Origin of the sequence: Xenorhabdus mauleonii, assembly GCF_900113945.1 — a bacterium.
GTDB classification, from domain to species: Bacteria; Pseudomonadota; Gammaproteobacteria; order Enterobacterales; family Enterobacteriaceae; genus Xenorhabdus; species Xenorhabdus mauleonii.
On the sequence record NZ_FORG01000004.1, the window covers coordinates 287235 to 313598 of the forward strand.

Annotated in this window: 20 protein-coding genes and 1 tRNA gene; 11 read left to right on the forward strand and 10 right to left on the reverse strand. The window is 41.3% G+C overall.

The genetic code is table 11. The annotated features are described in order from the left end of the window. Positions 1 to 5: 5 nt before the first annotated feature. Both galU and rssB read right to left on the reverse strand, forming a co-directional pair. Entirely contained in the window at positions 6 to 923 is a 918-nt protein-coding gene (gene galU, locus BM100_RS06090; protein ID WP_092508958.1) for a UTP--glucose-1-phosphate uridylyltransferase GalU, read from the reverse strand. Positions 924 to 1232: 309 nt separating this feature from the next. Further along, positions 1233 to 2258, reverse strand: a complete 1026-nt coding sequence (gene rssB / locus BM100_RS06095; protein WP_092508960.1) for a two-component system response regulator RssB — start codon at positions 2256 to 2258, stop codon at positions 1233 to 1235. 153 nt (positions 2259 to 2411) lie between these two features. Between rssB and BM100_RS06100 the strand changes: the two genes are divergently transcribed. From BM100_RS06100 to BM100_RS06110, 3 genes are all read left to right on the forward strand, one after another. Further along, on the forward strand, positions 2412 to 2873 hold the full coding sequence (locus tag BM100_RS06100; RefSeq protein WP_092508962.1) for a YchJ family protein: 462 nt from the start codon (positions 2412 to 2414) through the stop codon (positions 2871 to 2873). A 66-nt stretch (positions 2874 to 2939) separates the two neighbouring features. Then, positions 2940 to 3788, forward strand: a complete 849-nt coding sequence (gene purU, locus BM100_RS06105; RefSeq protein WP_092508964.1) for a formyltetrahydrofolate deformylase — start codon at positions 2940 to 2942, stop codon at positions 3786 to 3788. 159 nt (positions 3789 to 3947) lie between these two features. Further along, positions 3948 to 4032: transfer RNA gene (locus tag BM100_RS06110), tRNA-Tyr, on the forward strand. Positions 4033 to 4545: 513 nt separating this feature from the next. Here the strand turns inward: BM100_RS06110 and BM100_RS06115 are convergent. Continuing rightward, on the reverse strand, positions 4546 to 5409 hold the full coding sequence (locus BM100_RS06115) for a helix-turn-helix domain-containing protein (protein ID WP_092508966.1): 864 nt from the start codon (positions 5407 to 5409) through the stop codon (positions 4546 to 4548). 652 nt (positions 5410 to 6061) lie between these two features. Between BM100_RS06115 and xthA the strand changes: the two genes are divergently transcribed. Continuing rightward, positions 6062 to 6868 carry an exodeoxyribonuclease III gene (gene xthA, locus BM100_RS06120; protein WP_092508968.1) on the forward strand — a complete coding sequence of 269 codons (807 nt, stop codon included), beginning with the start codon at positions 6062 to 6064 and terminating at the stop codon, positions 6866 to 6868. Positions 6869 to 6917: 49 nt separating this feature from the next. Here xthA and BM100_RS06125 read toward each other — a convergent pair whose 3' ends face one another. The 3 genes from BM100_RS06125 to BM100_RS06135 are packed head-to-tail and all read right to left on the reverse strand — an operon-like array spanning position 6918 to position 10477. Beyond that, a complete protein-coding gene (locus BM100_RS06125; RefSeq protein ID WP_092508970.1) occupies positions 6918 to 8849 on the reverse strand; it encodes a DNA topoisomerase III in 1932 nt (643 codons plus the stop codon). A gap of 5 nt (positions 8850 to 8854) precedes the next feature. Continuing rightward, positions 8855 to 9898 (reverse strand): selenide, water dikinase SelD, encoded by a 1044-nt coding sequence (selD, locus tag BM100_RS06130; protein ID WP_092508972.1) that lies wholly within the window; start codon positions 9896 to 9898, stop codon positions 8855 to 8857. A 27-nt stretch (positions 9899 to 9925) separates the two neighbouring features. Next, positions 9926 to 10477, reverse strand: a complete 552-nt coding sequence (locus tag BM100_RS06135; RefSeq protein ID WP_092508974.1) for an NAD(P)H nitroreductase — start codon at positions 10475 to 10477, stop codon at positions 9926 to 9928. Positions 10478 to 10645: 168 nt separating this feature from the next. Between BM100_RS06135 and sppA the strand changes: the two genes are divergently transcribed. From sppA to pncA, 3 genes are all read left to right on the forward strand, one after another. Next, positions 10646 to 12535, forward strand: coding sequence for a signal peptide peptidase SppA (sppA, locus tag BM100_RS06140; RefSeq protein WP_092508976.1), 1890 nt, complete (start codon positions 10646 to 10648; stop codon positions 12533 to 12535). A gap of 258 nt (positions 12536 to 12793) precedes the next feature. Then, positions 12794 to 13813, forward strand: coding sequence for an asparaginase (ansA, locus tag BM100_RS06145; RefSeq protein ID WP_092509054.1), 1020 nt, complete (start codon positions 12794 to 12796; stop codon positions 13811 to 13813). A gap of 35 nt (positions 13814 to 13848) precedes the next feature. After that, positions 13849 to 14499: a bifunctional nicotinamidase/pyrazinamidase gene (gene pncA, locus BM100_RS06150; protein WP_092508978.1), complete on the forward strand. Its 651-nt coding sequence runs from the start codon at positions 13849 to 13851 to the stop codon at positions 14497 to 14499. 162 nt (positions 14500 to 14661) lie between these two features. Here the strand turns inward: pncA and BM100_RS06155 are convergent, their stop codons facing one another. After that, positions 14662 to 14943 carry a YeaC family protein gene (locus BM100_RS06155; RefSeq protein WP_092508980.1) on the reverse strand — a complete coding sequence of 94 codons (282 nt, stop codon included), beginning with the start codon at positions 14941 to 14943 and terminating at the stop codon, positions 14662 to 14664. A 251-nt stretch (positions 14944 to 15194) separates the two neighbouring features. After that, entirely contained in the window at positions 15195 to 15608 is a 414-nt protein-coding gene (gene msrB, locus BM100_RS06160; RefSeq protein ID WP_092508982.1) for a peptide-methionine (R)-S-oxide reductase MsrB, read from the reverse strand. 342 nt (positions 15609 to 15950) lie between these two features. Here msrB and gapA point away from each other — a divergent pair, with 342 nt between their 5' ends. Together gapA and BM100_RS06170 are read left to right on the forward strand one after the other, a co-directional pair. Beyond that, positions 15951 to 16946, forward strand: coding sequence for a glyceraldehyde-3-phosphate dehydrogenase (gapA, locus tag BM100_RS06165; protein ID WP_092508984.1), 996 nt, complete (start codon positions 15951 to 15953; stop codon positions 16944 to 16946). A gap of 201 nt (positions 16947 to 17147) precedes the next feature. Further along, positions 17148 to 18047 (forward strand): D-hexose-6-phosphate mutarotase, encoded by a 900-nt coding sequence (locus tag BM100_RS06170; RefSeq protein ID WP_092508986.1) that lies wholly within the window; start codon positions 17148 to 17150, stop codon positions 18045 to 18047. 92 nt (positions 18048 to 18139) lie between these two features. Here the strand turns inward: BM100_RS06170 and alr are convergent, their stop codons facing one another. Both alr and BM100_RS06180 read right to left on the reverse strand, forming a co-directional pair. Then, the gene (gene alr, locus BM100_RS06175) at positions 18140 to 19207 is read right to left on the reverse strand and encodes an alanine racemase (protein ID WP_092508988.1); all 1068 of its coding nucleotides are present in this window, start codon (positions 19205 to 19207) and stop codon (positions 18140 to 18142) included. A 24-nt stretch (positions 19208 to 19231) separates the two neighbouring features. Then, a complete protein-coding gene (locus BM100_RS06180; protein WP_092508990.1) occupies positions 19232 to 20533 on the reverse strand; it encodes a D-amino acid dehydrogenase in 1302 nt (433 codons plus the stop codon). Between the two features lie 1130 nt (positions 20534 to 21663). Here BM100_RS06180 and BM100_RS06185 point away from each other — a divergent pair. Together BM100_RS06185 and BM100_RS06190 are read left to right on the forward strand one after the other, a co-directional pair. Continuing rightward, a complete protein-coding gene (locus BM100_RS06185; RefSeq protein ID WP_092508992.1) occupies positions 21664 to 23775 on the forward strand; it encodes a type VI secretion system Vgr family protein in 2112 nt (703 codons plus the stop codon). A gap of 368 nt (positions 23776 to 24143) precedes the next feature. Then, positions 24144 to 26345, forward strand: a complete 2202-nt coding sequence (locus BM100_RS06190) for a type VI secretion system Vgr family protein (protein WP_092508994.1) — start codon at positions 24144 to 24146, stop codon at positions 26343 to 26345. Positions 26346 to 26364 lie beyond the last annotated feature (19 nt).

Here is a 26364-nt window from a genome sequence, read left to right on the forward strand (position 1 = left end):
ATGAATTATTCTTTAATCTGATTTTGTAAGGTCATGACCCAATCCGTGAATGATTTACCCAATTCCTTATGTCTCATGCCATATTCAACAAATGCCTGCATATAACCTAATTTATTGCCACAATCGTGGCTACGTCCACGCAGGTGATAAGCTTCAACCGATTCTTTTTCCATCAGCATGGCAATGGCATCAGTTAATTGTATTTCATCACCAGCTCCTGGAGCGGTTTTCGCCAATAATGGCCATATTTTTTCAGATAATACATATCGGCCAACAATAGAAAGATTTGACGGTGCTTCTTCTGGTTTCGGTTTTTCAACAACACGAGCAATAGGTTTGCTATCACCTGGTTGTAGGCTTTCACCTAAACAATCAACAATACCGTAATCCGAAACGCTTTCTACAGGTACAGGCTCCACCAGAATCTGGCTGATACCACACTCATTAAAACGCAATAACATTTCGCTCAAATTATATTTTGACAGGTCAGTGCTGTATTCATCCAAAATGACATCAGGCAAAATAACCGCAAATGGCTCATCACCAATCAATGGCTTGGCACACAAGACCGCATGCCCCAATCCTTTTGCAATCCCCTGCCGAGTTTGCATGATCGTCACATGATTCGGACAAATTGATTGTATTTCATCCAGCAACTGACGCTTAACCCTTTTTTCCAGGATTGCTTCCAACTCAAAGCTGGTATCAAAATGGTTTTCTATCGAATTCTTGGATGAATGTGTAACCAGAATAATTTCGTTAATGCCCGCTTTGATACATTCATTCACAACAAATTGAATCAGTGGCTTATCCACGAGGGGAAGCATTTCTTTTGGTATTGCTTTAGTTGCAGGTAACATCCGAGTTCCCAAACCAGCAACGGGTATAACAGCTTTTTTTACTTTTTTGTTTACTGCTGACATTACATCGTCTCCTGCTGCTATTGCTATGTTGTCACTGAAAAAGCGTTACCACGGCAAAACATCAGTGCAGCTTAAACAATAGCATTAACTCTTTAAAAAATTGTATGTGTGAAAAAAATCGCATCCGTAAAAATAACGCGCACGAGTATACCAGCTAATTCAACCAGATATACAGTGCACAGGTTTATATTCTCATTTCCGTAATTCTATATTTGGTACCACCCCAAAATGATACAGACTTGTTATATAAGCTCCGCCATTCAAGTTGCAGCTTTGTTAGTCGCACCTTGAAGCCCATTGAGTATAGAATCACTGATAAGATGTGGGGGAAAACATCAATTTTATTTGATTCCTGTTATTCCATACACTGCATTGCCAAAAAGAACTGCGTTCATTGTTATGGCTTGCACGAATAACCTCCAATCTGCGAAAAGGAGCCCCTTTGTCTAACTGCTTCTGGTAATCACCCGATTTAATATGTGCATTTAATCCAGCAGACGACAATAAAATGGTCTTGTCCTGTGTATCATAATAACCCACCAGGAGCGAAAAAGGCTCTTCAGCTTTAGCATCATTCAATATCTGGTTCAGCCAATTCATAATATTCTGCATATCAAGCAGACCATTTTTTTTATGAAGTTTTTTATTTTTCAATAAATTATTGAAAGCAACTCTCAATAACAGTGCAGAAACCGCGTTTCTATCTTTTGCATCGCTGATATCAAGGCAATAAAACATAACTTCCTTTTCAGAAAGCGCTGCAATATCGAAAATCAATCCCATTTTATCTACTGCATTTAACAGACGATAATTTACTCTACAGTTAGCAATAATCTGGGAAACAGGCGGCTGGCACTGTTTTAATACGCGCCATACGGTTGTCGTGTTTTGTTTTAATCTGGCTAACTCTTGAGATAATCTGCTTCGGTCGGTAGCTTCGGAAGAAAACAATTTGGGATATAAACAATCCAATGCGATTCTCTTTATCTCATTGAAATTAGCTAGCGGCTTTAACACGATATCTTTCGCGCCAAGACGCAACGCATTATCTATTTCCATCATTTTTTTTGTTGCAGAAACAATAATGATAGGGATCGCCATCCCTCTTGTCGTCATATGGCGGATAAATTCCAGACCATTCATGGTAGGCATATCCAAGTTATAAAAGATCAGATCAGGTTTTATTTCACTCTCTATCTTCTGTAGGGCGACCTGTCCATTTGATGCACACATAGTTATTGCTCCCAGAGAATCCAGATAATCCACTAATGAAGTGCAAAAAAATGGCTCATCTTCTACAACTAATATCCTCTTTCCTCTCAGTACCTTTTCCATAACGGCAGCCCCTTACCCAGCGTTGCGACCATTGCCTATATTCGAGTATCATCACGCGATGATATCCCAATAGACCCGTACTATTTATACTCTTACATATCTTTTCAATGTCGTTCATATTAACAGCAACTACCTTAAACAATTGGAGTTATTTTGACAAAAACGTGTCCCTGCGGCAGTAATTCGCCTTTTGCTCATTGCTGTAGCCCCTATATCGAAAAGCGCTATCCTGCTCCAGATGCCGAAACTCTGATGCGTTCCAGATATAGTGCGTATGTCACACAGAATGCGGATTACCTTATCGCGACCTGGCATCCTGATTGTCAGGCTGAAAATTGGCGTACGGAAATAGAACAAAGTTTTGCGGGTGTACAATGGCTGGGATTAAATGTTCTGAAAACCAGTCAGGGTAATCATAATAGCGAAGCCTATGTTGAATTTTCAGCTTGCTTTATTGAACAGGGAAAGCAAGATAGGCAATTGATTCACGAGCGCTCACGTTTTTTGCGTATTGACCAAAACTGGTTTTATATAGATGGTATTCACCCTCAGACAGGTCGTAATGACCCTTGTCCATGTGGTTCAGGCAAAAAATACAAGAAGTGCTGTGGTTAAATCAGTCTCTAAATATTAAACATAATAATTCACACACAGTGAAGAAATTTAAGGATCTCGCAATCCATGCAAAACACAAACATACAAAAAAAAATCTTGCGCACAATCTGCCCTGATGCCAAAGGGCTAATCGCAAAGATCACAAACATTTGTTACAAACATCAATTGAATATCGTTCAAAACAATGAATTTGTTGATCATCGTACTGGCCGTTTTTTTATGCGCACAGAATTGGAAGGCATTTTCAATGATGAAACGCTTTTAGCCGATTTGGATGATGCTTTACCGGCAGGCTCTAACCGAGAATTAAATACTGCGGGTCGTCGTCGCATTGTTATCATGGTAACAAAAGAAGCACATTGTATTGGCGATATCTTGGTAAAAAGCGCTTATGGCGGGCTGGATGTCGAAATTGCCGCTGTTGTTGGCAATCATACAACATTACAGCATTTGGTTGAGCAATTTGGTATTCCATTCCATCATGTCAGCCATGAAGGCTTAACCCGTGAGCAGCACGATGATGCATTGATGGCCCAGATTGATCAGTATCAACCCGATTACGTTGTACTTGCTAAATATATGCGTGTTTTGACGCCTGCATTTGTTCAACATTATCCGAATCAGATAATCAATATCCATCACTCATTCTTGCCAGCATTTATCGGCGCCCGTCCTTACCATCAAGCTTATGAACGTGGTGTAAAGATTATTGGAGCCACTGCTCATTATGTAAATGACAATTTGGATGAAGGCCCGATTATTACTCAGGATGTAATAAATGTGGATCATACTTATACTGCTGAAGAAATGATGCGGGCAGGACAGGATGTTGAAAAAAATGTTCTGAGCCAAGCGTTGCATTGGGTCTTCTCTCAACGAGTATTTGTATATGGCAACCGCACTGTTATTCTTTGATAAAGAGTGGTATTCCTCGCCTCTTTATTGGCTGCAACTTGATCATTGGGATTAAAAAAACGCCAAGCGATACTTTATTTTCAATTATCTACTTTACAGCGGCGGCTTATTTGGTATTATGCCGTCCGCTGCTAACGACAGCGAACAATTTAAATATCTGGTGGGGTTCCCGAGCGGCCAAAGGGAGCAGACTGTAAATCTGCCGTCACAGACTTCGAAGGTTCGAATCCTTCCCCCACCACCATCAAAGACTTGTCTCTTAATCAATTTACCCCTCCCCTCAGTCAATATCTCTGTTCTTGCTGTTTCTGTTATTTTCTATTTCCACTATTGTTTATCCCGACTACTGTTCATTCTCATTATTATTCATTTCATTCATTGGTAATGGTTTTGTTCTTTCACTTCTCCATAAAACATATCAAAATACTTTCCTTTTGAGGAAAAACAAGAATTTTGGAGTACTGGTTGAATTTAACACAAAATATAACAATGTAGAGAGATGGGAATTAAGAACAGAAAAATAACGAAACGAATTGCGGATATTATTTCAGCTAAGGGTGAGGAACAAAATGATGAGTCATCTTTCCCCACCACTATCAAAAATCCATTTCAAGCTTTCTATGCATTACAGAAATAGCAAACAATTTATTGGTTACATAGATTGTCTAATCAGTCACCACATTAGGAAATAATGCATTTACAATAACCAATAGCGGAGCTGAGGGATCTGGCAGTTCGCTCCGCTAGATGCAAGCAGTTACTCCATATCGCTAACTGAGTCGATAAAACGATTTAACACGCTTGAATGAGATTTTGATTTATAGACATAACACTGATTAATGGCATCAGGTCGTGGAATTGGCATGAAGCCTAAGCTTTCTCCCTCTTCCAAAGCACCGGAGTGAGAATCTGTAATGAAAATATAATCATCTGACTGAATAAAATTAAGACAGCATTCCATATTATCCATCTGTCTAATATTAATTTTCTCTCCGTTCTTTACCATTTCCTCTTCTAAGTTCTTTATCAAATTACTTTTATAGAGTACTGGGTCACATAACCATGTTCTCTTTTTCAGCAATTGAGTGAAATCTCCATTCACCTCATCCAATAATTCTTTACGGCAGCAGATCCCCAAATTTGGTCCATCAATTTTCCGTACAAGACTGAATCGATCACTAAGTATTTTTTCTGAACTTAAAATTATCGTATTGCCCTCATAATCAACTATTTCATCAATGTTATCATAACTGAAGCGTAATATATTTACTTGAGCATTATTTCTGTCTGCTGCTTTATAAAGAGAGATCAGATGCTTTTTCTTACCCCAATCATGGTATATATTTACAACATTACAAATACTCCCGCTAATGTGTTTCTTTGTAATTTCCTTCTCTTTCAAATAGAGTTCTTTCAGGTCATTATATAACTCCACTCCGTCTTTAGTCAGAATCATCCCAAACTTCTCCCTTTTAAATAAGCGCTTTCCTAACGTCGCTTCGAAGTCTTTAATTGATTTAGCGACTGGGGGAGTCGTACGGTTCATCACTCTTGCCGCTTTGCTTAAAGAACCCATTTCCACCACCGCCATGAATGCTTCTAATTTACGAGAAAAAAACATAATTCACCGTTCCTATGTAACTTGTGGCTAAAATAATTTCCTTGAAATGGCCTTCTCATCAGGTAACCGCTAAATCAAGCTTGATATTATGAAGGTATAATTTTGTACAATAAAAATAGATCTTTTTCAAATGACATTTATATAAAATGCCAGTCCCTGATGCAATAATGCGGTTTAGATGGACTAAATAAGTCCATCTATATCATGATGAATATTCCATCGTGATTGTAAGTCATTAGTAAATATAACCAAGACCTACAAGTTCAATTTTCTATCAGAGATTGATTAACTCTTCTACTTTTTCATTAATTAATTTTTGTAACGCATGACATAAAATAAATTCAAAGGATAAAAAACCTATCATGCAATTATAATATCGCGTGTTTAATATAACAGATTATAACTAGTGGATTATTATATATCCATTAATTTACTACTTATTATTTTTGTGATTTTTATTATCTTAAAAACGATTCAACACTTAAAATTTTGGATAACTAAGATATTATAGTTAATACAGTATGACAGATACGAGTAAAATAGCCATATATCAAGTTTATAGGGAAAAATTTATTAATTAATATATAGTTACATCTTTATTTATATCTGTTAACATTAAAAAATAGCATATTCTTAAGGTGATTATAACGACATGAAATTTGTATCATTTAATATTAATGGGTTACGAGCACGTCCCCATCAACTCGCCGCCATCGTCGAACAACACCAACCCGAAGTTATCGGATTACAGGAAATCAAAGTTCATGATGAGATGTTTCCATTAGAAGAGGTAGGTAAATTAGGCTATCACGTTTTCTATCATGGTCAAAAATCACACTATGGCGTTGCCCTGCTTACCCGTCAAAAACCGGTAAATGTTCGTAAAGGTTTTCCTACCGATGATGATGATGCCCAACGTCGCATTATTATGGCTGATATTGATACACCTCTCGGCTTATTAACTATCATCAATGGTTATTTTCCCCAAGGTGAAAGCCGCGAGCATCCGATCAAATTTCCGGCAAAAGAGAAGTTCTATCAAGATCTACAATCGTATCTGGAAAATAATCACTCTCAAGAATCACACGTTCTCATTATGGGAGATATGAACATCAGCCCAACCGACTTAGACATAGGGATCGGGGAAAATAATCAGAAACGCTGGCTAAAAACAGGAAAGTGTTCTTTCTTGCCTGAAGAAAGAGAATGGATGGAACGCCTGAAAAATTGGGGATTGGTTGATACTTTCCGCTCACAGCACCCTGAAATCAATGACCAATATTCTTGGTTTGATTATCGTTCAAAAGGGTTCGATGATAACCGTGGATTACGCATCGATTTGTTGCTTGCCAGCCGTTCATTGGCTGAAAAATGCGTTGCTTCTGGTATTGATTATGATATCCGTGGCATGGAAAAACCGTCTGATCATGCCCCTGTTTGGACAGAATTTGCCATATAACCATCAATTGGGACACAGCACCATGATTGATGGTGCTGTGTTATCGTTTTTATGCCTCTTTAATCTTAGCCTTGCTTTTACTCGGCTTTGGCTGTTTTCCTTTTTTCCCTTTCGCAGGAGCAGGAGGCAAATCCCTGAACGCTTTCAAATTACGATGCTGCTTTGCCTGCCAGATTAATTGTTGCAATGTTTCTTGGAGAGGCAGCATAAAATCCTGATAGCGAAATTGCTTTTCGCTGATTTGCGTTAATCGAGATTCCCAATGCGCGGTCATATCAGGTAATACTGCCATATCGGGCAATACATGGATTAAAGCTCGTCCGGCAGGTGTGGCATGTATATAACGCCCTTTTTTGTACAAAAATTCGCGTTTGAACAATAACTCAATAATGCCCGCCCGCGTTGCTTCTGTTCCCAAGCCATCGGTTGCCCGCAAGACTTTTTTAAGGGCTTTATCTTGCACAAAACGGGCTATCCCCGTCATTGCAGATAATAATGTCGCATCAGTGAAATGTCTTGGTGGCTGTGTTTGCCTTTCCACTATTTCACCTTTTTCACACCAAAGTTCATCTCCCTTGGAAACCACAGGCAATGGCATTCCTTCATTCTCTTCATCCCGCTCTTTGTTGCCGAGCAAGGTTCTCCAACCTGCCTCCGCCAGAAAGCGTGCCTTCGCGATAAATTTTCCACCAGCAATATCAAGTTCAATCGTGCATTTACGGAAGACCGCATCTGGAAAAAATTGCATCAGATATTGTCTGGCAATCAGGCTATAAACATGGCTTTCATTCTCTGTCAGTCTGACTTGACTGCTGCGTGCGGTAGGGACAATCGCATGGTGCGCATCAACTTTCTTATCATCCCAACTTCTATTTTTCCTCTCCATATCCAGAACATCTTGTGGAAGAAAATGAGAGGCATGAACTGAAATGGCATTCAAAACAGCATGACGTCCTGCAAAGTGCTCTTCTGGCAGATAACGGCAATCAGAACGCGGGTAAGTGATTAATTTATGGGTTTCATAAAGCCGTTGGCAAACATCAAGTACTTCCTGAGCACTTAACCCATGACGCTTGGCAGCTTCGATCTGCAAGGAAGAAAGAGAAAACGGCAAAGGTGCAGTTTCAGATTCCCGCTTGTCCTGATATGCAGTGACGTTGGCAGGCTGTTCCGTAATGCGCGCGACAACATGTTCAGCCAAATTTCGATGGATAACCCGCCCTTCTTCATCCTGAAAATCAATGCAAGATTCACTTGGCTGCCATACTGCCGTAAACCGTTCTTCATTTGGCGTAACAATATGCGCTTTGACTTCAAAGAAATCTTTCGGCACAAAATTTTCTATCTCTTCATCACGACGAACGACCAACCCCAAAACAGGAGTTTGAACTCGCCCAACGGATAAGACACCCTGATAACCCGCATTTTTCCCCAACAACGTATAAGCACGGGTCATATTGATGCCATAGAGCCAATCCGCCCTGGCTCTGGCAAGAGCGGAAACACACAAAGGGATAAATTCCCGGTTACTCCTCAATCGCTCTACCGCTTTGATTACCGCCTGTGGATTCAGGTCATTAATGAGACAACGCTGAACGTTTTGCTTTTTTCCGGCATCCAGATCCAAAAAGTCCAACACCTCATCCACTAACAATTGCCCTTCGCGATCAGGGTCACCTGCATGGACAATTTCATTTGCCCTTTCCAACAAGGATTTAATAGTATTTAACTGCTTCGCCACGGCTTCCCGTGGTTTTAACTGCCATTTTTCAGGGATAATCGGCAAATCCGCCAATACCCAGCGAGCATAACGACTGTCATAAGCATCTGGTTCAGCTTGCTCCAAAAGATGGCCGACACACCAAGTAACAAACTGATTATTTCCGCATTCAATAAACCCATCCCCACGCCGATGAGGTTTTGGTAAAACATCTGCAATAGCTCTCGCGAGGCTGGGTTTTTCTGCAATAAAAAGACGCATGGAATTTATTCAATAACTTCTATTAATGCCCTGTCTGAGCGTGGTTCAGTCAGCTCACCAATAGCAATCAGATCAATGTCGTGGCTCCGTGCAATGGCTTTCGCCTTTTCCACGTCTTCTGGCAAAATAGCCAGTAATAAACCACCCGAAGTTTGAGGGTCACACAGGAGCTGACGTTGGCTATCTGTCATTTCTCCAATTAAATGCCCATAACTGTCAAAGTTGCGCCCAGTACCACCGGGTACGCAACCTTTTTCAATATAATAGTCAACATCTGGCAATCTTGGCACCTGTGAAAATTTGACAGTGGCCTGAACCCCTGAACCTTCACAGATTTCACTCAAATGCCCCAACAGGCCAAAACCTGTTACATCCGTCATTGCCGTAACACCTTGAATGGCCGCGAAATCCGCCCCTGCTTTATTCAGCCGGCACATTGTTTCTTTCGCAACGCCCTGATGTTCAGGGTGAAGCAGGCCTTTCTTTTCAGCTGTGGTCAATACGCCAACCCCTAAAGGTTTTGTCAGGTACAAGAAACTTCCTGCCTTTGCCTGATTATTGCGCTTCACATGCTCAATATTGATTATTCCGGTCACGGCCAAACCAAAAATAGGTTCAGGTGCATCAATCGAATGCCCACCAGCAAGGGAAATACCTGCTTCCTGACAAATCGCCCGGCCTCCTTCAATGACTTTTTGTGCAATTTCCGGGGATAGATTGGCAATTGGCCACCCTAAAATGGCAATTGCCATGATGGGTTTCCCGCCCATGGCGTAAATATCACTGATGGCATTAGTGGCTGCAATACGGCCAAAATCAAACGGATCATCGACGATCGGCATAAAGAAATCCGTAGTGCTAATGATGCCGGTACCATTACCAATATCATAAACAGCAGCATCATCACGGGTTTCATTGCCGACCAGTAAATTAGGATCGAGAAATTTTACCTGTTCACTGTGCAGGATCGTTCCCAAGACTTTAGGGGAAATTTTGCAGCCACATCCGGCACCATGGCTATATTGAGTCAGACGGATTTCAGTTGGCATCATACTGTCCAGTTTAAAGTGGCCCGGTTAGAAGTAGCTGACAAAGTTTGTCAAATCGGGGGTTGATACTTTTGTTGGCGCTTTCAACTCTGGAGTGCCTAAATAGAGGAACCCGACAATTTTGTCATTTTCTTCACATCCCAGACCTGAACGCACAATCGGATCGTCTGTCCATGAACCAGAACGCCATATTCCACCAAATCCTTGGGCAACAGCCGCCATCTGCATGGCCTGAACGGCGCACCCTGCTGCAACAACCTGTTCCCATGCCGGGACTTTCGGGTGCTCAACCACTTTGGCAATCACGGTGATAATCATGGGAGCGCGATAAGGCGCATTTTTTGCCTTTTCCGCTACTTCGCTGCCCAAATTCCCTTCAATGGCTGATTTTTCAAGAAGCTGGCTAAATTTATCAATGCCTTCTCCCTGCATCACAACAAAATGCCAAGGACGCAATGCCCCATGATCAGGCGCCCTCATTCCTGCTGCTAAAATATGTTGTAGTTCGTTTCCTGCAGGGGCTGGTGTAACTAAACGTGAAACTGAACGACGATTTAACAAAAGTTCCAAAGCATTCATGCTGTTCTCCTGAATAAGATAATCTGCCACGGCACCACATTCTCTGTTTATTCGTTAATGAATGAAAGCATAGAAACGATTTTTTCTGTCTATTTGCATGATTTCCAGCTGACATTTACAAACGAGCTGATTAGGATACCTCAACTTGACCCCATAACCGGAGACGATATGCGTACTTTATGGAATTTTATAGCAGCTCTATTTAAATGGTGTTGGAAGTTGCTAAATTTTGTCCGCGAACTAATTTCCAATATTATTTTTATCCTGCTAATCCTTGTCATTGCTGCTGGTGTAGTTATTTATCAACAACAGATCAAATCTGACGAAAATTATCGTGGGGCATTGTATGTTAATTTAGCTGGTATTGTCGTTGATCAGACAACCGCCAAAAACCCACTTGAGCAATTCAGCAAAAATCTTATCAGCCCTGCCAGCAACAATGATCAAGAAACATCGCTATTTGATGTTGTTGACAGTATTCGCCGTGCTCAAAATGACCCTAAAATTACCGGAATGGTATTAAAGCTGAGCGATTTCGTGGGGTCTGATCAACCATCTTTGAAATATATCGGCAAAGCCATCAACGAATTTAAAGCAACGGGCAAACGTGTTTTTGCCATTGGTGAAACTTACAGCCAATCGCAATATTTGTTAGCCAGCTATGCGGATGAAATATATTTGTCTCCACAAGGGATGGTTGATATTCATGGTTTCTCAACCAACCATTTGTACTACAAATCATTATTGGACACGCTGAAAGTTTCTACCCATATTTTCCGGATCGGAACCTACAAATCTGCCGTGGAGCCTATGCTGCGGAATAATATGTCAGAAGCGGCACGTGAAGCTGACAGCCTGTGGCTCAATGAAATATGGGATAGTTATTTAAATACTGTTGCCGCCAATCGAAAAATTCCTGCCAATCAGGTCTTCCCCGGCGCCACTAATTTTATTGAAAAACTCCGTAAAGCCGGAGGCGACTTTGCGCTGTATGCCTATCAGAACAAACTGGTGGATCATATTGCGTCACGCAGTGAAGTTGAAAATAAAATGAAGGCGAAGTTTGGTTGGAATGCAGAACAAAAACATTTCAACTACATCGATCTCTATGACTATATTGCCCAAAAATCGACACATGATTCAGCGACTCAAGACGGCAACATTGCGGTCATTATTGCTGAAGGTGCAATTTTAGATGGCAAGCAATTGCCGGGTGCCGTAGGAAGTGATTCTACGGTGGAACAACTGCGTGAAGCACGTCAAAACCCCAACATAAAAGCTATCGTATTGCGGGTAAATAGCCCGGGCGGCAGTACCAGTGCATCTGAGGCTATTCGCAGTGAATTGCTCGCCATCCGCAACGACATAGAAAATAATGGCAAAAATGCCAAACCTATTGTTGTTTCGATGGGAGGAATGTCAGCCTCTGGGGGTTACTGGATTTCCACTCCGGCGAACTACATCATTGCCGATCCTGATACATTGACAGGCTCCATTGGTATTTTTGGTGTCGTCCAAACTTTTGAAAAGGGGCTGGATTACCTTGGTGTAAATACAGATGGTATTTCAACCACCCCACTGGCCGATATTTCTGTAACAAAAGGGATCAACCAAACATTCTCCGACCTGATGCAACTATCTATCGAGAATGGCTACAGCAAATTCATCGGGCTGGTTGCTAAATCTCGGAATAAGTCACTGGAAGAAGTTGACCATATCGCGCAAGGCCGAGTCTGGAGTGGCTTGGATGCCAAAAAGCATGGTTTGGTCGATCAACTCGGTGATTTTGATGATGCCGTTAAAAAAGCAGCGGAATTGGCAGGCATCAAAGATGCTTCCCTGAACTGGATGCAACCCGAATTGTCATTCACAGAAAAAATGATGTTAAGTATGACGTCATCCGCACAAGCATTGCTACCAAATATGTTGCAATCAGCATTACCAGCGCCGTTCTCCCAAATGGCCCAGGATATGAAAAAGCAAGCTGTGTTTTATAACAATATGAATGATCCTAAAAACATTTATTCATTCTGCCTGAGTTGTTCCGATATTCGTTAAAAACGACCGGCGAGTTATTGTGTAAATTTGAAGCCTGATCTCATCATCAGGCTTTTTTTATTCTACGTACTACCTATTTCCATTGGATTTCAAGCTGCAATTAACCACAAAGCAACGTCCTTGAAAGCCTGAACAGCCATATCTTCATAAAAAGGGTGACCGGGGCAAGTAAGAGCAGTCAACAAAGCTGCAACTTGAAAGAGGACAGGTATATAATCGGCTAAAAATATTTATTGAGACGTTAAGATGCAGGTTAATATGCAGAAAAAATCCATCTATGTTGTTTACACCGGCGGCACAATTGGGATGCAGTACTCTCCCAACGGGTATATTCCTGTTTCCGGCCATTTACAGCAACAACTCGCCAAAATGCCCGAATTTCACCGCCCAGAAATGCCGACATTTACGATCCGTGAACACCACCCCTTGATTGATTCTTCTGATATGAGTCCTGACGATTGGAGCGTTATCGCGGACGATATTTACCAGAATTATCACAATTATGATGGTTTTGTTATCCTCCACGGCACAGATACCATGGCTTTCACTGCCTCAGCTTTATCATTTATGTTTGAGAACCTCAATAAGCCCGTCATTGTGACAGGGTCACAAATACCTTTAGAGGCTCTGCGGTCTGATGGCCAAACAAATCTGCTTAACGCGCTTTATCTTGCAGCCAATTATCCTATCAATGAAGTCAGTCTATTTTTCAGCAATAAATTATTTCGAGGGAACAGAACAATCAAAGCCCATGCTGACGGTTTTGATGCTTTCTCCTCCCCTAACTGCTCGCCCTTGATGGAAGCCGGAATCAATATCCGAACCTTCAAGACAACGCCCATACCTGCCAGTCATAACGCATTCGCGGTAAACCCAATCACATCACAGCCTATTGGTGTTGTGACCATTTATCCGGGATTATCCAGCCAAGTGGTTGAAAATATCCTGATGCAACCCGTCAAGGCATTAATTTTACGTTCATATGGCGTCGGCAACGCGCCTCAATGCAGCGCGTTGTTGAAAACATTAAAGGATGCAACTGAACGGGGGATCATCGTGATTAATTTGACGCAATGTATTTCCGGCAGAGTCAACATGGGGGGCTACGCAACAGGTCATTCTCTGGCAGCGTCAGGTGTAATTAGTGGTTATGACATGACATTCGAAGCCACTTTGACAAAATTGCATTATCTCCTGAGCCAATCTTATGCACCTGAAGAAATTCGCCACCTGATGCAACAAAATCTGCGTGGAGAACTGAGCTATTCCGATGAATAACAAAATGTCAGTAAGAGTATAAATCGAGGAATATGATGAAAACCGCATTAATACTTATCGATTTGCAAAATGATTTCTGTACTGGGGGGGCGCTGGCCGTCAAAGAAAGTGATGACGTCATCAAAACCGCAAATGAAGTTATTGCTCTATGTCAGAACCGCCATGACGGAGATAAAAATATCGCGATTATTGCAAGTCAGGATTGGCATCCGGCAAATCACATGAGCTTTGCAGTCAATTCCGGGCAACCAGTTGGCGAGTTGGGCGAACTTAACGGTATTCCCCAAGTGTGGTGGCCGGTACATTGTGTCCAAGGCCAATTTGGCGCAGAGTTTCATCCGGCATTGAATCAATCCGCCATTCAGGAAGTTTTCCGCAAAGGAGAAAATCCCCAGTTGGATAGTTACAGTGCCTTCTTCGATAATGATCATCAAAGTAAAACGCGTTTGCATGAGTGGCTGACAGAGCAGAAAATACAGCGGCTGCTTGTATTGGGCATAGCAACAGATTATTGCGTCAAATTCACAGTGCTTGATGCTCTGATGTTGGGTTATGAAACCTATGTCATTGTTGATGGTTGCCGTGGTGTTAATATTCAGGCTGATGACAGCAAACACGCATTAGAAGAGATGGCGGCTAAAGGGGCTAAGTTAATTTCGCAAAACGAAGTCACTTCGATTTTATAACCGGTGAACGATTAATTCCTGCGGATTATGAGGTTGCGCCAAGGTGGCAAAAGAGCGGCAAATTCGTTTCTGACGAATTTGCCCGATCAAAGATTGGCCCTCGGTAATGAGCCGCAGCTTCTTGTTAATCCCGCCGGAGCATCAATAGCCGTCGCTTGCTGATTAATCTTCTGATTGAGGTTTTAGTTTAAAGACTATTTCAGATTGGAATGTGGCCTTCAATTCTTGTTTACTTTTTACCTTGATTTGGCCATCCACACCAATCGTCATATGTTCAGGATCGTGATTATGCTTGGCCTGCCAAAGCATCACCGCCTGTAGACTGTATTCTTTCTGTTCTGGCGTAAGCGGTACACCATCTTGCCATTTACCCAATTCAACAGCCTGAGCCAAGCGCTGATAAATTTCTGGCGTCATTGCGGCGAGTAAATCATCCAACTTCATCGGTATTTCCTTAGCGGCTATATGCTATTTTCTTACGTTACAAATTTACCTGATAAATCTGCGTGTTGATACTGCATTATATTCGTGTATTTGACATTGCCACAAATGAGCATACTGCTGAATGGCATTTAGCTGAATCGTTTCTGTTTTATATATTCTTCGTTATATATTCCCACTTCGAGGGCAAATTTAATGATTCAGACAAACTCAACACGCATCAATCTAAAACTAATTTTCTATTCTTTCAAAAACTAGCCTTCTGTTTTTTCACCCGTTTCTTCATCGATAAAACTCAGTGAAGCTGAATTAATGCAAAAACGCTCACCTGTTGGTTTAGGACCATCGGGAAAAACATGGCCTAAATGTGCCTGACAATGGCTGCAACGCACTTCTATCCGATGCATATTATGGCTGTAATCATCAAGGTAAGTAATGGATTCATTACTGATAGGCTGATAGAAACTCGGCCATCCACACCCAGAATCAAATTTAGTTTCAGAAACGAATAACGGTTGATGGCAACACAGGCAATGGTAAATACCACTTTTTTTGTTGTGCAATAATTTCCCTGAAAACGGAGGTTCAGTGCCTGCTTCTTGCGTAACATGACGTTGCGTTGAATTAAGCTTTTCTATAGAAAGGGAAATATTTTGACTCTTAATCATAATAACCACCTTTTAAGGCCGGTATTTTCAATAAAAAATCATCGAAAACAACAAAAAATTAACATCTAAATGATAAAAGCCATTCTAACCCATTCAACACAGTAATTTGCCTTACTAATTGTGATAAATCTCACATATCTAACCGATGGTAACTTTAAATATCTCCTGATACCCCGATAATGATGTGCGTAGAGCTTGTACCAGCTGTACAACAAGCGTTCATATGGGGGTTATTAAATTGATCTTTTTCAATTGTTGACACGATTCCGCTTGACGGCTGGCAAGATTTTGGTAACTTTAGACACAACTTTTAATTCACTAAAAAATAGCTGGTGGAATACTATGACTATCAAAGTAGGTATTAACGGTTTTGGTCGTATCGGCCGTATTGTTTTCCGTGCTGCACAAGAGCGTTCAGACATTGAAATTGTTGCTATCAATGATCTGTTGGATGCAGAGTACATGGCTTACATGCTGAAATACGATTCAACCCACGGCCGCTTCAATGGCACTGTTGAAGCTAAAGACGGTCAGTTGATTGTTAACGGCAAAACCATCCGCGTTACATCTGAAAGAGATCCAGCTAACCTGAAATGGAACGAAGTTGGTGTTGATGTTGTTGCAGAAGCAACGGGTATCTTCCTGACTGACGAAACTGCACGTAAGCATATCGCTGCTGGCGCGAAAAAAGTTGTTCTGACTGGCCCATCCAAAGACGACACTCCAATGTTCGTTATGGGTGTTAACCACAAAGCCTATGCAGGTCAAGAGATCGTTTCCAATGCATCTTGCACCACTAACTGCCTGGCTCCACTGGCTAAAGTTATCAATGACAAATTCGGCATCGTTGAAGGTCTGATGACAACTGTTCACGCAACAACTGCTACCCAGAAAACTGTTGATGGTCCTTCAGCAAAAGACTGGCGCGGCGGCCGCGGTGCAGCACAGAACATCATCCCATCTTCTACTGGCGCAGCAAAAGCAGTAGGTAAAGTTATTCCAGAACTGAACGGCAAACTGACTGGTATGTCTTTCCGTGTTCCTACTCCTAACGTTTCTGTTGTTGACCTGACTGCACGTCTGGAAAAACCAGCAACTTATGCAGAAATCTGCAACGCAATCAAAGAAGCAGCAGAAGGCGAGCTGAAAGGCATTCTGGGCTACACTGAAGATGACGTTGTTTCTACCGATTTCAACGGTGAAAAACTGACTTCTGTATTCGATGCTAAAGCAGGTATCGCGCTGAACGACAACTTTGTTAAACTGGTTTCTTGGTATGACAACGAAACTGGCTACTCCAACAAAGTTCTGGATCTGATTGCTCATATCTCTAAGTAATTGAGTTTAATCCCCCGAATTGTGGGTATGATCGACATCCAAAAGCCATCTGCATAAGATGGCTTTTATGTTTCTATTTCACAAATGTCTATTTTCAAAAGATTAAGCTATTCTTGAACCTTGCTTCAACTGTCAATTCAGAAAACGCAGCCAACAGAGCTGTAATTTAAAAGGCGAAGAGCATACATAAGGTTATGACAGATGCTTGATAAAATTTTCTCATTACCGGTTGCAGAACAGATATCCCCTTACATCAGTCAACGGAATATGGGTGATTTTCCATTGATTGTTGTTTCACATCCCAAGGCCCGCGGTGCAATCAGCATTCAGGGAGCACACCTTATTGCATGGCAACCCAGCGGTGAGAAGCCTGTCTTGTGGTTAAGCGATAACACAGCATTCAATTCGGGTACCCCCATTCGTGGCGGCATTCCCATTTGCTGGCCCTGGTTTGGTTCATCTACTGCGCCCAGCCACGGATTTGCACGCATCATGCCGTGGGAATTCAAGGCGCATCATGAAAATCAAAATGGCGTGCTTTTAACATTCACTTTACAGGATAATGACTTTACCCATAAGTTATGGCCGCATGAATTTACGCTGATTGCGCGTTTTAAATTAGGGGAAACCTGCGAAGTAGAATTGGAGTCTCATGGGGAATATGAGGCTACCGCTGCCCTTCACTCTTATCTGAATATCAGCGATATCGATCAAATTCAGGTCAGTGGGCTTGGTGATCATTTCCTTGATTCTGTTTCTGGCAAAGAACAGAGCCTCCATGAAGATTTAGTTTTTAAAGAACGTATCGATCGCATCTATACCCAGCCGGACGATTTTAGCCTGCTCAGAGATCCTTTGTGGAAACGTACAATTGAAATGCACCACTATCACCACAGTGATGTAGTGTGTTGGAATCCGGGCGCTGCCCTTTCCAGCAGCATGGAAGATATGGGCAAAGCCGGTTATAAGAATATGGCGTGTATCGAAACCGCACGTATCAATAACCCAATGCAACCTAAGAATAATAATCCTGACAGACTTTCGGTTATTATCCGATGCCGCAAAATGTCTGATAGTTCTTCATTGAATACAGATGGATGAATGCAGATCGACAGAATTGAAATAACGAAAAGCTGAACTCTGCCGTACTAATTTCCGTTCAGCTTTTCGTTTTATTGAAAAATCGCCAGGGATTAAATCACCGTTACCGGAACTCGTTTTGTCAGAGCACACAATAGCTCATAACCAATAGTTCCAGCTGATTCTGCCACTTCATCAACAGGTAAATTTTCTCCCCACAACTCAACAACGCTGCCGAGATTTGCATGCGGGCATGGTGTTAAATCAACGGTTAGCATATCCATAGAGATAGCACCCAATAGTTGGGTACGAACGCCATCAACTATGACAGGCGTTCCGGTCGGCGCATGTCGTGGATATCCATCCGCATAACCACAGGCAACTGTACCGACACGCATGGTTTGTTTAGTTGTATAACGGCTGCCATAGCCAATTTTTTTCCCTTCCGGAAGTTCGTGAACAGCGATGATTTCACTCTGTAGCGTCATCGCTGGTTTCAACCCAACATCCGCAATATCCCGCCATTTTCCGCTGGGGGATGCCCCATAAAGCACAATCCCTGTTCTGACCCAATCTTTGAGCGTGCTCGGGTGCCACAAGACAGCGCCCGAATTTGCCAGACAATGAGGAAGCGACTCCATTTTCAATTGCTCAATAATCGCCATTTGCTCATCAATGCCCACTTCATTATCTGAATTGGCAAAATGGCTCATCAGCGTCACTGAATTGATATTTTTAATCCCTTTTGCCCTTGCTACGACCAGTGGATACTCGTCTGGCGTAAAACCCAACCGATTCATTCCGCTATTGAGTTTCAAATAAATATCAATGGGTTTATCCAAGTGCGCTTTTTCTATCGCCTCAAGTTGCCAATTACTGTGCACTGCGGGCGTCAGGGCATATTCATTGACAATCTGCAAATCCGACAACTTAAAAAAACCTTCCAGTAGCAGGATTGGCCCTTGCCAGCCATTTCCCCGCAGATAAATAGCTTCATCCATGTCAAGCAATGCAAAACCATCTGTCTGCATGAGTGATTGCCATATTCTGTCCAATCCATGCCCATAGGCATTTGCTTTCACTACCGACCAAATTTTACTGCCACAAGCTTTTTGACGAATAACAGCCAGATTATGGCGAAATGCATCAAGGCTGATTGTCGCCAAGATAGGACGTGGCATAACGACCCCTTCTTATTAATTTACTTATGCCGTATGAAAATTAGGCTTCATTGGAAGCACTTTTATATTGAATCCGTCGATGTATCTGAAAACAGAGAGATCATCGGCGGCGATATCTGTTTTTTTGCCAGAAATTAAATCAGCCAACAATTTTCCTGACCCACAAGCCATTGTCCAACCTAGTGTGCCATGTCCGGTGTTCAGGTAAAGATTCGAATATTTCGTCGGGCCGACAATCGGTGTGCCATCCGGAGTCATGGGGCGCAACCCCGTCCAAAACTCAGCTTCCGCCACATTACCGCCATTGCGGTAAAGATCTTCCACCACCATTGTCAGTGTGTCACAGCGATTCTGGGGAATATTCAGATTAAAACCCACGACTTCGGCCATGCCACCGACACGAATGCGATTATCAAAGCGAGTAATAGCAATTTTATAAGTTTCATCCAACACCGTCGAAACTGGCGCTTTGGATTCATCGACAACCGGCATAGTCAATGAATAACCTTTCAATGGATAAACCGGGATCTTGACGAGATCTTTCAAAATGCTGGTAGAGTATGCACCCATTGCCACTACATACCTATCCGCAGTCATGATGCCATCATCACATTGGATACCTGTGATTTTTTCCCCATCAACCAAAATCTGTTTAACCTGCTTGTTATAGATAAACTTCACCCCGCTCTCTTCTGCCATTTTTGCCAATGTTTTGGTAAAAATCTGGCAATCCCCTGTTTCATCATTCGGGAGTTGTAGCCCTCCCGTCAATTTATGGGCGCTGTGGGCAAGTGCAGGTTCCACTTTTGCCAATTGATCAGCCGTCAGTAATTGATAAGGAACACCCTCCTGTTCCAGCACTTTGATGTCATTTGCGGCGTTATCAAATTGCTTGGCAGTTCTGAACAGTTGCAGGGTTCCTCCCTGACGCCCTTCATACTGAATGCCGGTATCCAGCCTTAATTGTTTAATGCAATCCCGACTGTATTCAGCCAAACGCACCATTCTGCTTTTATTCATTGCGTAGTGGCTTGCATCGCAATTAAGCAGCATTTGCCACATCCAACGTAATTGAAACAACGAACCATCAGGGCGAATAGCCAAAGGGGCATGGCGCTGGAACATCCACTTAATTGCTTTCAGTGGGATCCCCGGCGCTCCCCAAGGGGTGGCATACCCTGGTGATATTTGACCTGCATTACTGGCGCTGGTTTCTTCAGCTGCACTATTCTGGCGATCGATTACCGTAACTTCATGCCCTTCTTGCGCGAGATACCAAGCACTGGTTACGCCAATAACGCCACTACCTAAAATAAGGACTTTCATCCTGCCCCCTGCTAATGAGTAATATTCGCAAGCATAATATGCTGGATATAAAAATCCAATCCAGAATAATAGACTGTAACATAATTAGTCAATTTTTAGGATTTAGGTCACAATTTCATTACAAGGCGCAATTGTGAAATTCATTTAAAAAACAGGGATTTTTATAAAAATTTCATTTTAAATTATAAAATTACATAAGTATAAAATTCTGAAAAACCCCTTTATTTTGTATGATGAAAAGAGATTTTGACGGCAAAAAAACAACATCCGATTTACATTGGAAGTTTTTATTTAATCCATACAAACACAAATTAAAAGAATTAAATCCTGAACAAGCATAAGTTGAATAGCATTTAAATTTAAAAAATAGAATTTTACAGCTTGTGTCCATTTTTAACGTCAAACAACTAACACGCTGAAATACAATACCGTAAATACAACTCTTGGAGTTCAGGGCATAAGGAAGTAGATATCCCTATAGTATGAAGGGTTATTGATTGTAGGAACGGTAAAGGATGGATAAACGTTGAACAAACGTTGACGCTATACTAAACAGTAAAGAAAAAATCAATTAATAGAAAGTCATTCATTTAAAAAACAACAGTGATAATAACTTAGTAAAAATATTAAATACACTTAAGTTTAATCAAAAAAGCCACCAGCCACTTAATAACATAATTATTAGCTTTTATTTAATGAGTTAAGATAAAAATACTTTCTGTAAAAATCCATACCAGCCAACTTGATAATATTGCCAGATAAATAGCAAGGCATCCGCTACAATTTTACACGAATTTTGCTTTTATCTAAAAACAAACTATAATTAATGGTTTATATTCTTAAAACCCCAAATCCAATCTCAAAAAGCACCTCCCTTGCACGTTATTTTTTACGCAAGAATAGCGTTTCTAAAAACCCCTTATTTAATAAATAGATACAAAATAAACATAAGAAAAAATAAAAATAAACTTATATATTTAATAAACGGAAATCATCAGCCGATTGCAAATAGTAAACATTATGCTTAACTAATCACTAGAAAATCTATCTTCATGCTTTACTCTAATTTATATGTATTCCTTGAGCTGCAAGGGGTATGCGGTAGCTTTGAACGAGTGCAAGGTAATATCATGGATAAACAATATATTGTACATAGCTCGTCATCTGAAAAAACCTTATATTTCAAATCACTGACAGGAACAGAGAAATTATCTTCTCCCTATGAATTTGAAATACAATTATTAAGTGAAAAAAGATTGTCAGACCCAATTTCTCTGCATAACACAAATCTCACCATTGAAATAAAGGGCGGAGCAACATCCTCGAGATATTTAAGTGGTAATATAGAGAAGATATCCTACTCACCATTTCATAAATATGATGACAGGCTCTATTTATATACCGCGATAGTAAGACCTAATTTATGGAATTTGAAAAAGCTATTGGGCTATGGCATTTGGCAGGATAAAACTGTACCGGAAATTATTTCTGAGGTTTTGAACAAAGCGGGCATTTCCTTTACAAATCAATTAATAGAAAAATATCGCACATGGGAATATTGCGTTAAGCATAATGAAACTGATTTCGATTTTATCCATCGACTGATGGAGCATGAAGGCATTTATTACTATTTCAAACATGATATGGGCAACCATACCATGATCTTAGTGGATGCCCCTCAATCTCATGAATCTGCACCCAATTATGAAAAAATCAAATATATCAATACCACTGATACAGTAAAAAAACGTCCGACAGAATATATCTATAATTGGAATATTTCCAGCATCACCATACCACACACATACAGCCTTGATGATTACGATTTCCGCAAGCCGCGCGCTAAATTATATACAACGAACCAGACTCAAAATAGCGCCGTCGAAAACTCAGATATTTTTATTTGGCCCGGCCACTATATAAAAAGCGAACAAGGGCAATTTTATTCTCGTGTACGCCAACAAGCATCCGAAGCGAAAAGTGAATTAGTTGATGGAATAGGAAATGTCTTGGGAATGGCGCCGGGACATACATTCACTCTATCGTTGCCTCATGACATTAAAGGCGATGAGCATAACAATTATCTGATCATAGGCACACATTATGCGCTCTATGACGACGCTTACCCATCTGACACCGTGGACGAATTAGCCAATGACTTACCTGATGGAGATCGTGATAAAAATATTATCCGCTTTGATGCCATTCCGGCCAGTACGCCCTGGAAACCGTCTGCCATAACCCCGTGGCCAAAAGTCATGGGCCTTGAAACAGCCATTGTCGCAGGCCCTAATGACAAGAAGATATGGACGGATAAATACGGCCGGATAAAAGTGAAATTCCGCTGGGACAGAGACGACAAACAGGACGACAGCCGCTCTTGCTGGATACGTGTTGCCACACAATGGGCAGGCTGGCGTTACGGCAGCGTATGCATTCCCCGCGTAGGTGAAGAAGTCATTATCAGTTTCGTCAATGGCGATCCTGACAAACCCTTGGTTATCGGCAGTACTTACAACGACGAAAATATGCCGCCGTGGGAGTTGCCCCAATATGAAGCCCGTGTAGGCATTATGTCAAACACGGAAGGCGGTAAGCATGATCAGGCAAGTTATCTCTTTTTGGATGATAAACCCGATAATGAATCAATCACGATACATGCAGAGCGTGATATGAGCATTTCAGTGGAAAAAAATAATGATGTCATCATTCATGGGGGAAGCTGCACTCAAGTTGATGAAAATCAAAAAAATACCGTCGGTGGTAACGCCGATTTCACTTACCAAAAAGATCACACCATCACCATTGATGGTGAAGATTCGCTAACAGTCCAATCCGGCCGGCAAGAAACCATTAATGGGGGGTTGGAGACAAAAATTAAAGGCGGAAGAAAAACAAAGATTGACGGTAAGGACTTATTAACGCTCAAAAATGGCCGTAAAGAAACCATCAGTGACGGAGGACTGGAAACAAAAATTAAAGGCGGAAGAAAAACAGAGATCGAAGGTGAAGACTCATTAACGCTCAAAAATGGCCGTAAAGAAACCATCAGTGACGGAGGACTGGAAACAAAAATTAAAGGCGGAAGAAAAGCCGAAATCGACGGTGGAGACACCCACAAAATTACAGGCAACTTGGATACCGAAATAAGCGGAAACTGGGCTCAAAAGGCCACAGGAACGGTAACACTGAAAAGCTCCGGGGTTTTTTCTGTGAACTCTACCTTGTTCAAAATTGATTAATATACTTATTTATCAAAAAAATAATCACCAACGGACAAATTGCCGTTACGGCAAATAATAAATATAACACCATGTTTTAATGAAAAAATAATTTTAATAAATTAAGCATTAATAGGCATTGAGCATCACCTAACAAAGCCAATACAAAAAGCAAGCAATAAAAGATATTGTTTAATAAGCAGTTAACGCAAGCAATGAAAACTAACTTATATTTAACATAAACAAATCTCATCCATTTATTGCAAATAATGAACTTTATACATAAAACTCAAACTACAAAATTTGTCATTCCCCATTACTCCAGTTTCCATATATTCCTTGGTTTCCGAGGGGTATGCGGTAGCTTTAAACAAGAGCAAGGAAATATTATGGAGAAGAAATTTATTGCACACACTTCACTGCCTGGTAAATCTTTATTTTTCAAATCCCTTAACGGAATAGAAAGATTATCAGACGCGTACGAATTTGAGATCCAGTTATTAAGTGAAAAAAGATTGTCCGATCCCATATCCCTGCATAAAACCACACTGACCATTGAAATAAGAGACGGCTCCAAAGCAGCCAGGTTTCTAAGTGGCTATATAGATAAAATATCCTACTCCCCATTCTATAAATATGACGACAGACTCTATTTATATACCGCGATAGTAAGACCTAACTTATGGAAATTGAAACAAACATTGGGTTATGGCATTTGGCAAGATAAAACTGTCCCGGATATTATTTCTGAAATATTGAATAACGCCGGCATTGATTTTAAAAAACAACTGATAGAGAAATACCGTACATGGGAATATTGTGTTAAACATAATGAATCAGACTTCGATTTTATCCATCGTTTAATGGAGCATGAAGGAATTTATTATTACTTTAAGCATGATATGGGCAGCCACACCATGATTTTGGTTGATTCCCCCCAATCACTTGTCCCCATGCCTGACTATGAAAATATTAGGTATTTCAATACCTGCAGTTCAGCGAGAAAACGGCCTACGGAATATATCGATAACTGGAATATCTCCAGCGTGACTATTCCACAAAAATATAGCCTTGATGATTACGATTTCCGCAAACCACGCGCTAAATTGTTTACGACAACCCAAACCCCCATCAGCGCCCTCGATAACTCAAATATCTTTATTTGGCCCGGGCACTATATAAAAAGCGAGCAAGGACAATTTTATTCTCGAATACGCCAACAAGCGTCCGAAGCAAAAAGCGAATTAATTGATGGAAAAGGAAATGTTTTGGGAATGGCACCGGGACATACTTTCACGCTGGTGTTACCCAATGACATTAAGGGTGATGAACATAACGATTATTTAATCACCGGAACACATTATTATTTTTATGACGACATTTGCCCGTCCAATTTTATAGAAGAAATAGGTGAAATAATTGAGGAATTTTTGGATGAAGAACAAAACAAGAATGTTGTTCAATTTGAAGTCATTCCGGCCAATACCCCTTGGAAACCTTCGGCAGTCACTCCTTGGCCAAAAGTCATGGGCCTGGAAACCGCAATAGTGACCGGCCCCAAGGATAAAAAAATATGGACGGACAAGTATGGCCGGATAAAAGTGAAATTCCGTTGGGACAGAGACGACAAACAGGATGATACCCGTTCTTGCTGGATACGTGTTGCCACACGTTGGGCTGGCTGGCGTTACGGCAGTGTATGCATTCCCCGCGTGGGCGAAGAAGTTATTATCAGTTTCGTCAATGGTGATCCTGACAAGCCTTTGGTTATCGGCAGCACTTACAACGATGAAAATATGCCGCCGTGGGAGTTGCCTAAACATGAAACGCGTGTAGGCATTATGTCAAATACCAAAGGCGGTAAACATGAACAGGCAAATTATCTCTTTTTGGACGATGAGCCTGATAAAGAATCATTTGATTTGCATGCAGAACGCGACATGAACATCTCGGTGGAGAAAAATAAAAAAGTGACGATCGACGGTGACCGCACCACGGAGATTAAAAAAGAGCAAAAAGACACGGTAACAGGCAAAGCTACCTTCACCTACAAAGCTGACCATGAAACAACCATTGATGGCAAAAACACATTAACCGTCAAAAAGGGCCAACAGGAAACCATCAGCGATGGATTAAAAACAGATATCAAGGGAGGAAGGAAGACAACTATCGATGGCGGAGACACTTACAATCTCAAAGGCAATTTAAATGCCACCATCAATGGGAACTGGATGCAATCCATTACAGGAACAACAACTATCACCAGCCCCAATGTCATTACAATACACAGCGATAACAATGTTGTCATAGATTGCCCGCAGCATATATTTTCAGCCAAATTGATGTCTGTCTCCATCGTCGCTTCCAGTGCCAGCATGACCGGAAATTCGACTTCAACCACATCATCCAGCACCAGTGTGACAGGCACAAGTATCTCCTCAAAGGCAATTGATATAAGCGATTCAGATCTGTCGCGCAGCCAGGTAGGCACGAAACTCGATAAAGCAACCATGGCATTGGATGAAGCGGATGTTGCAATAAAAAAATCGCGGACCAACATATCAAACAGCAGCTTACACATCATTAGCTAATCAACTTCTTTGTCAGGAT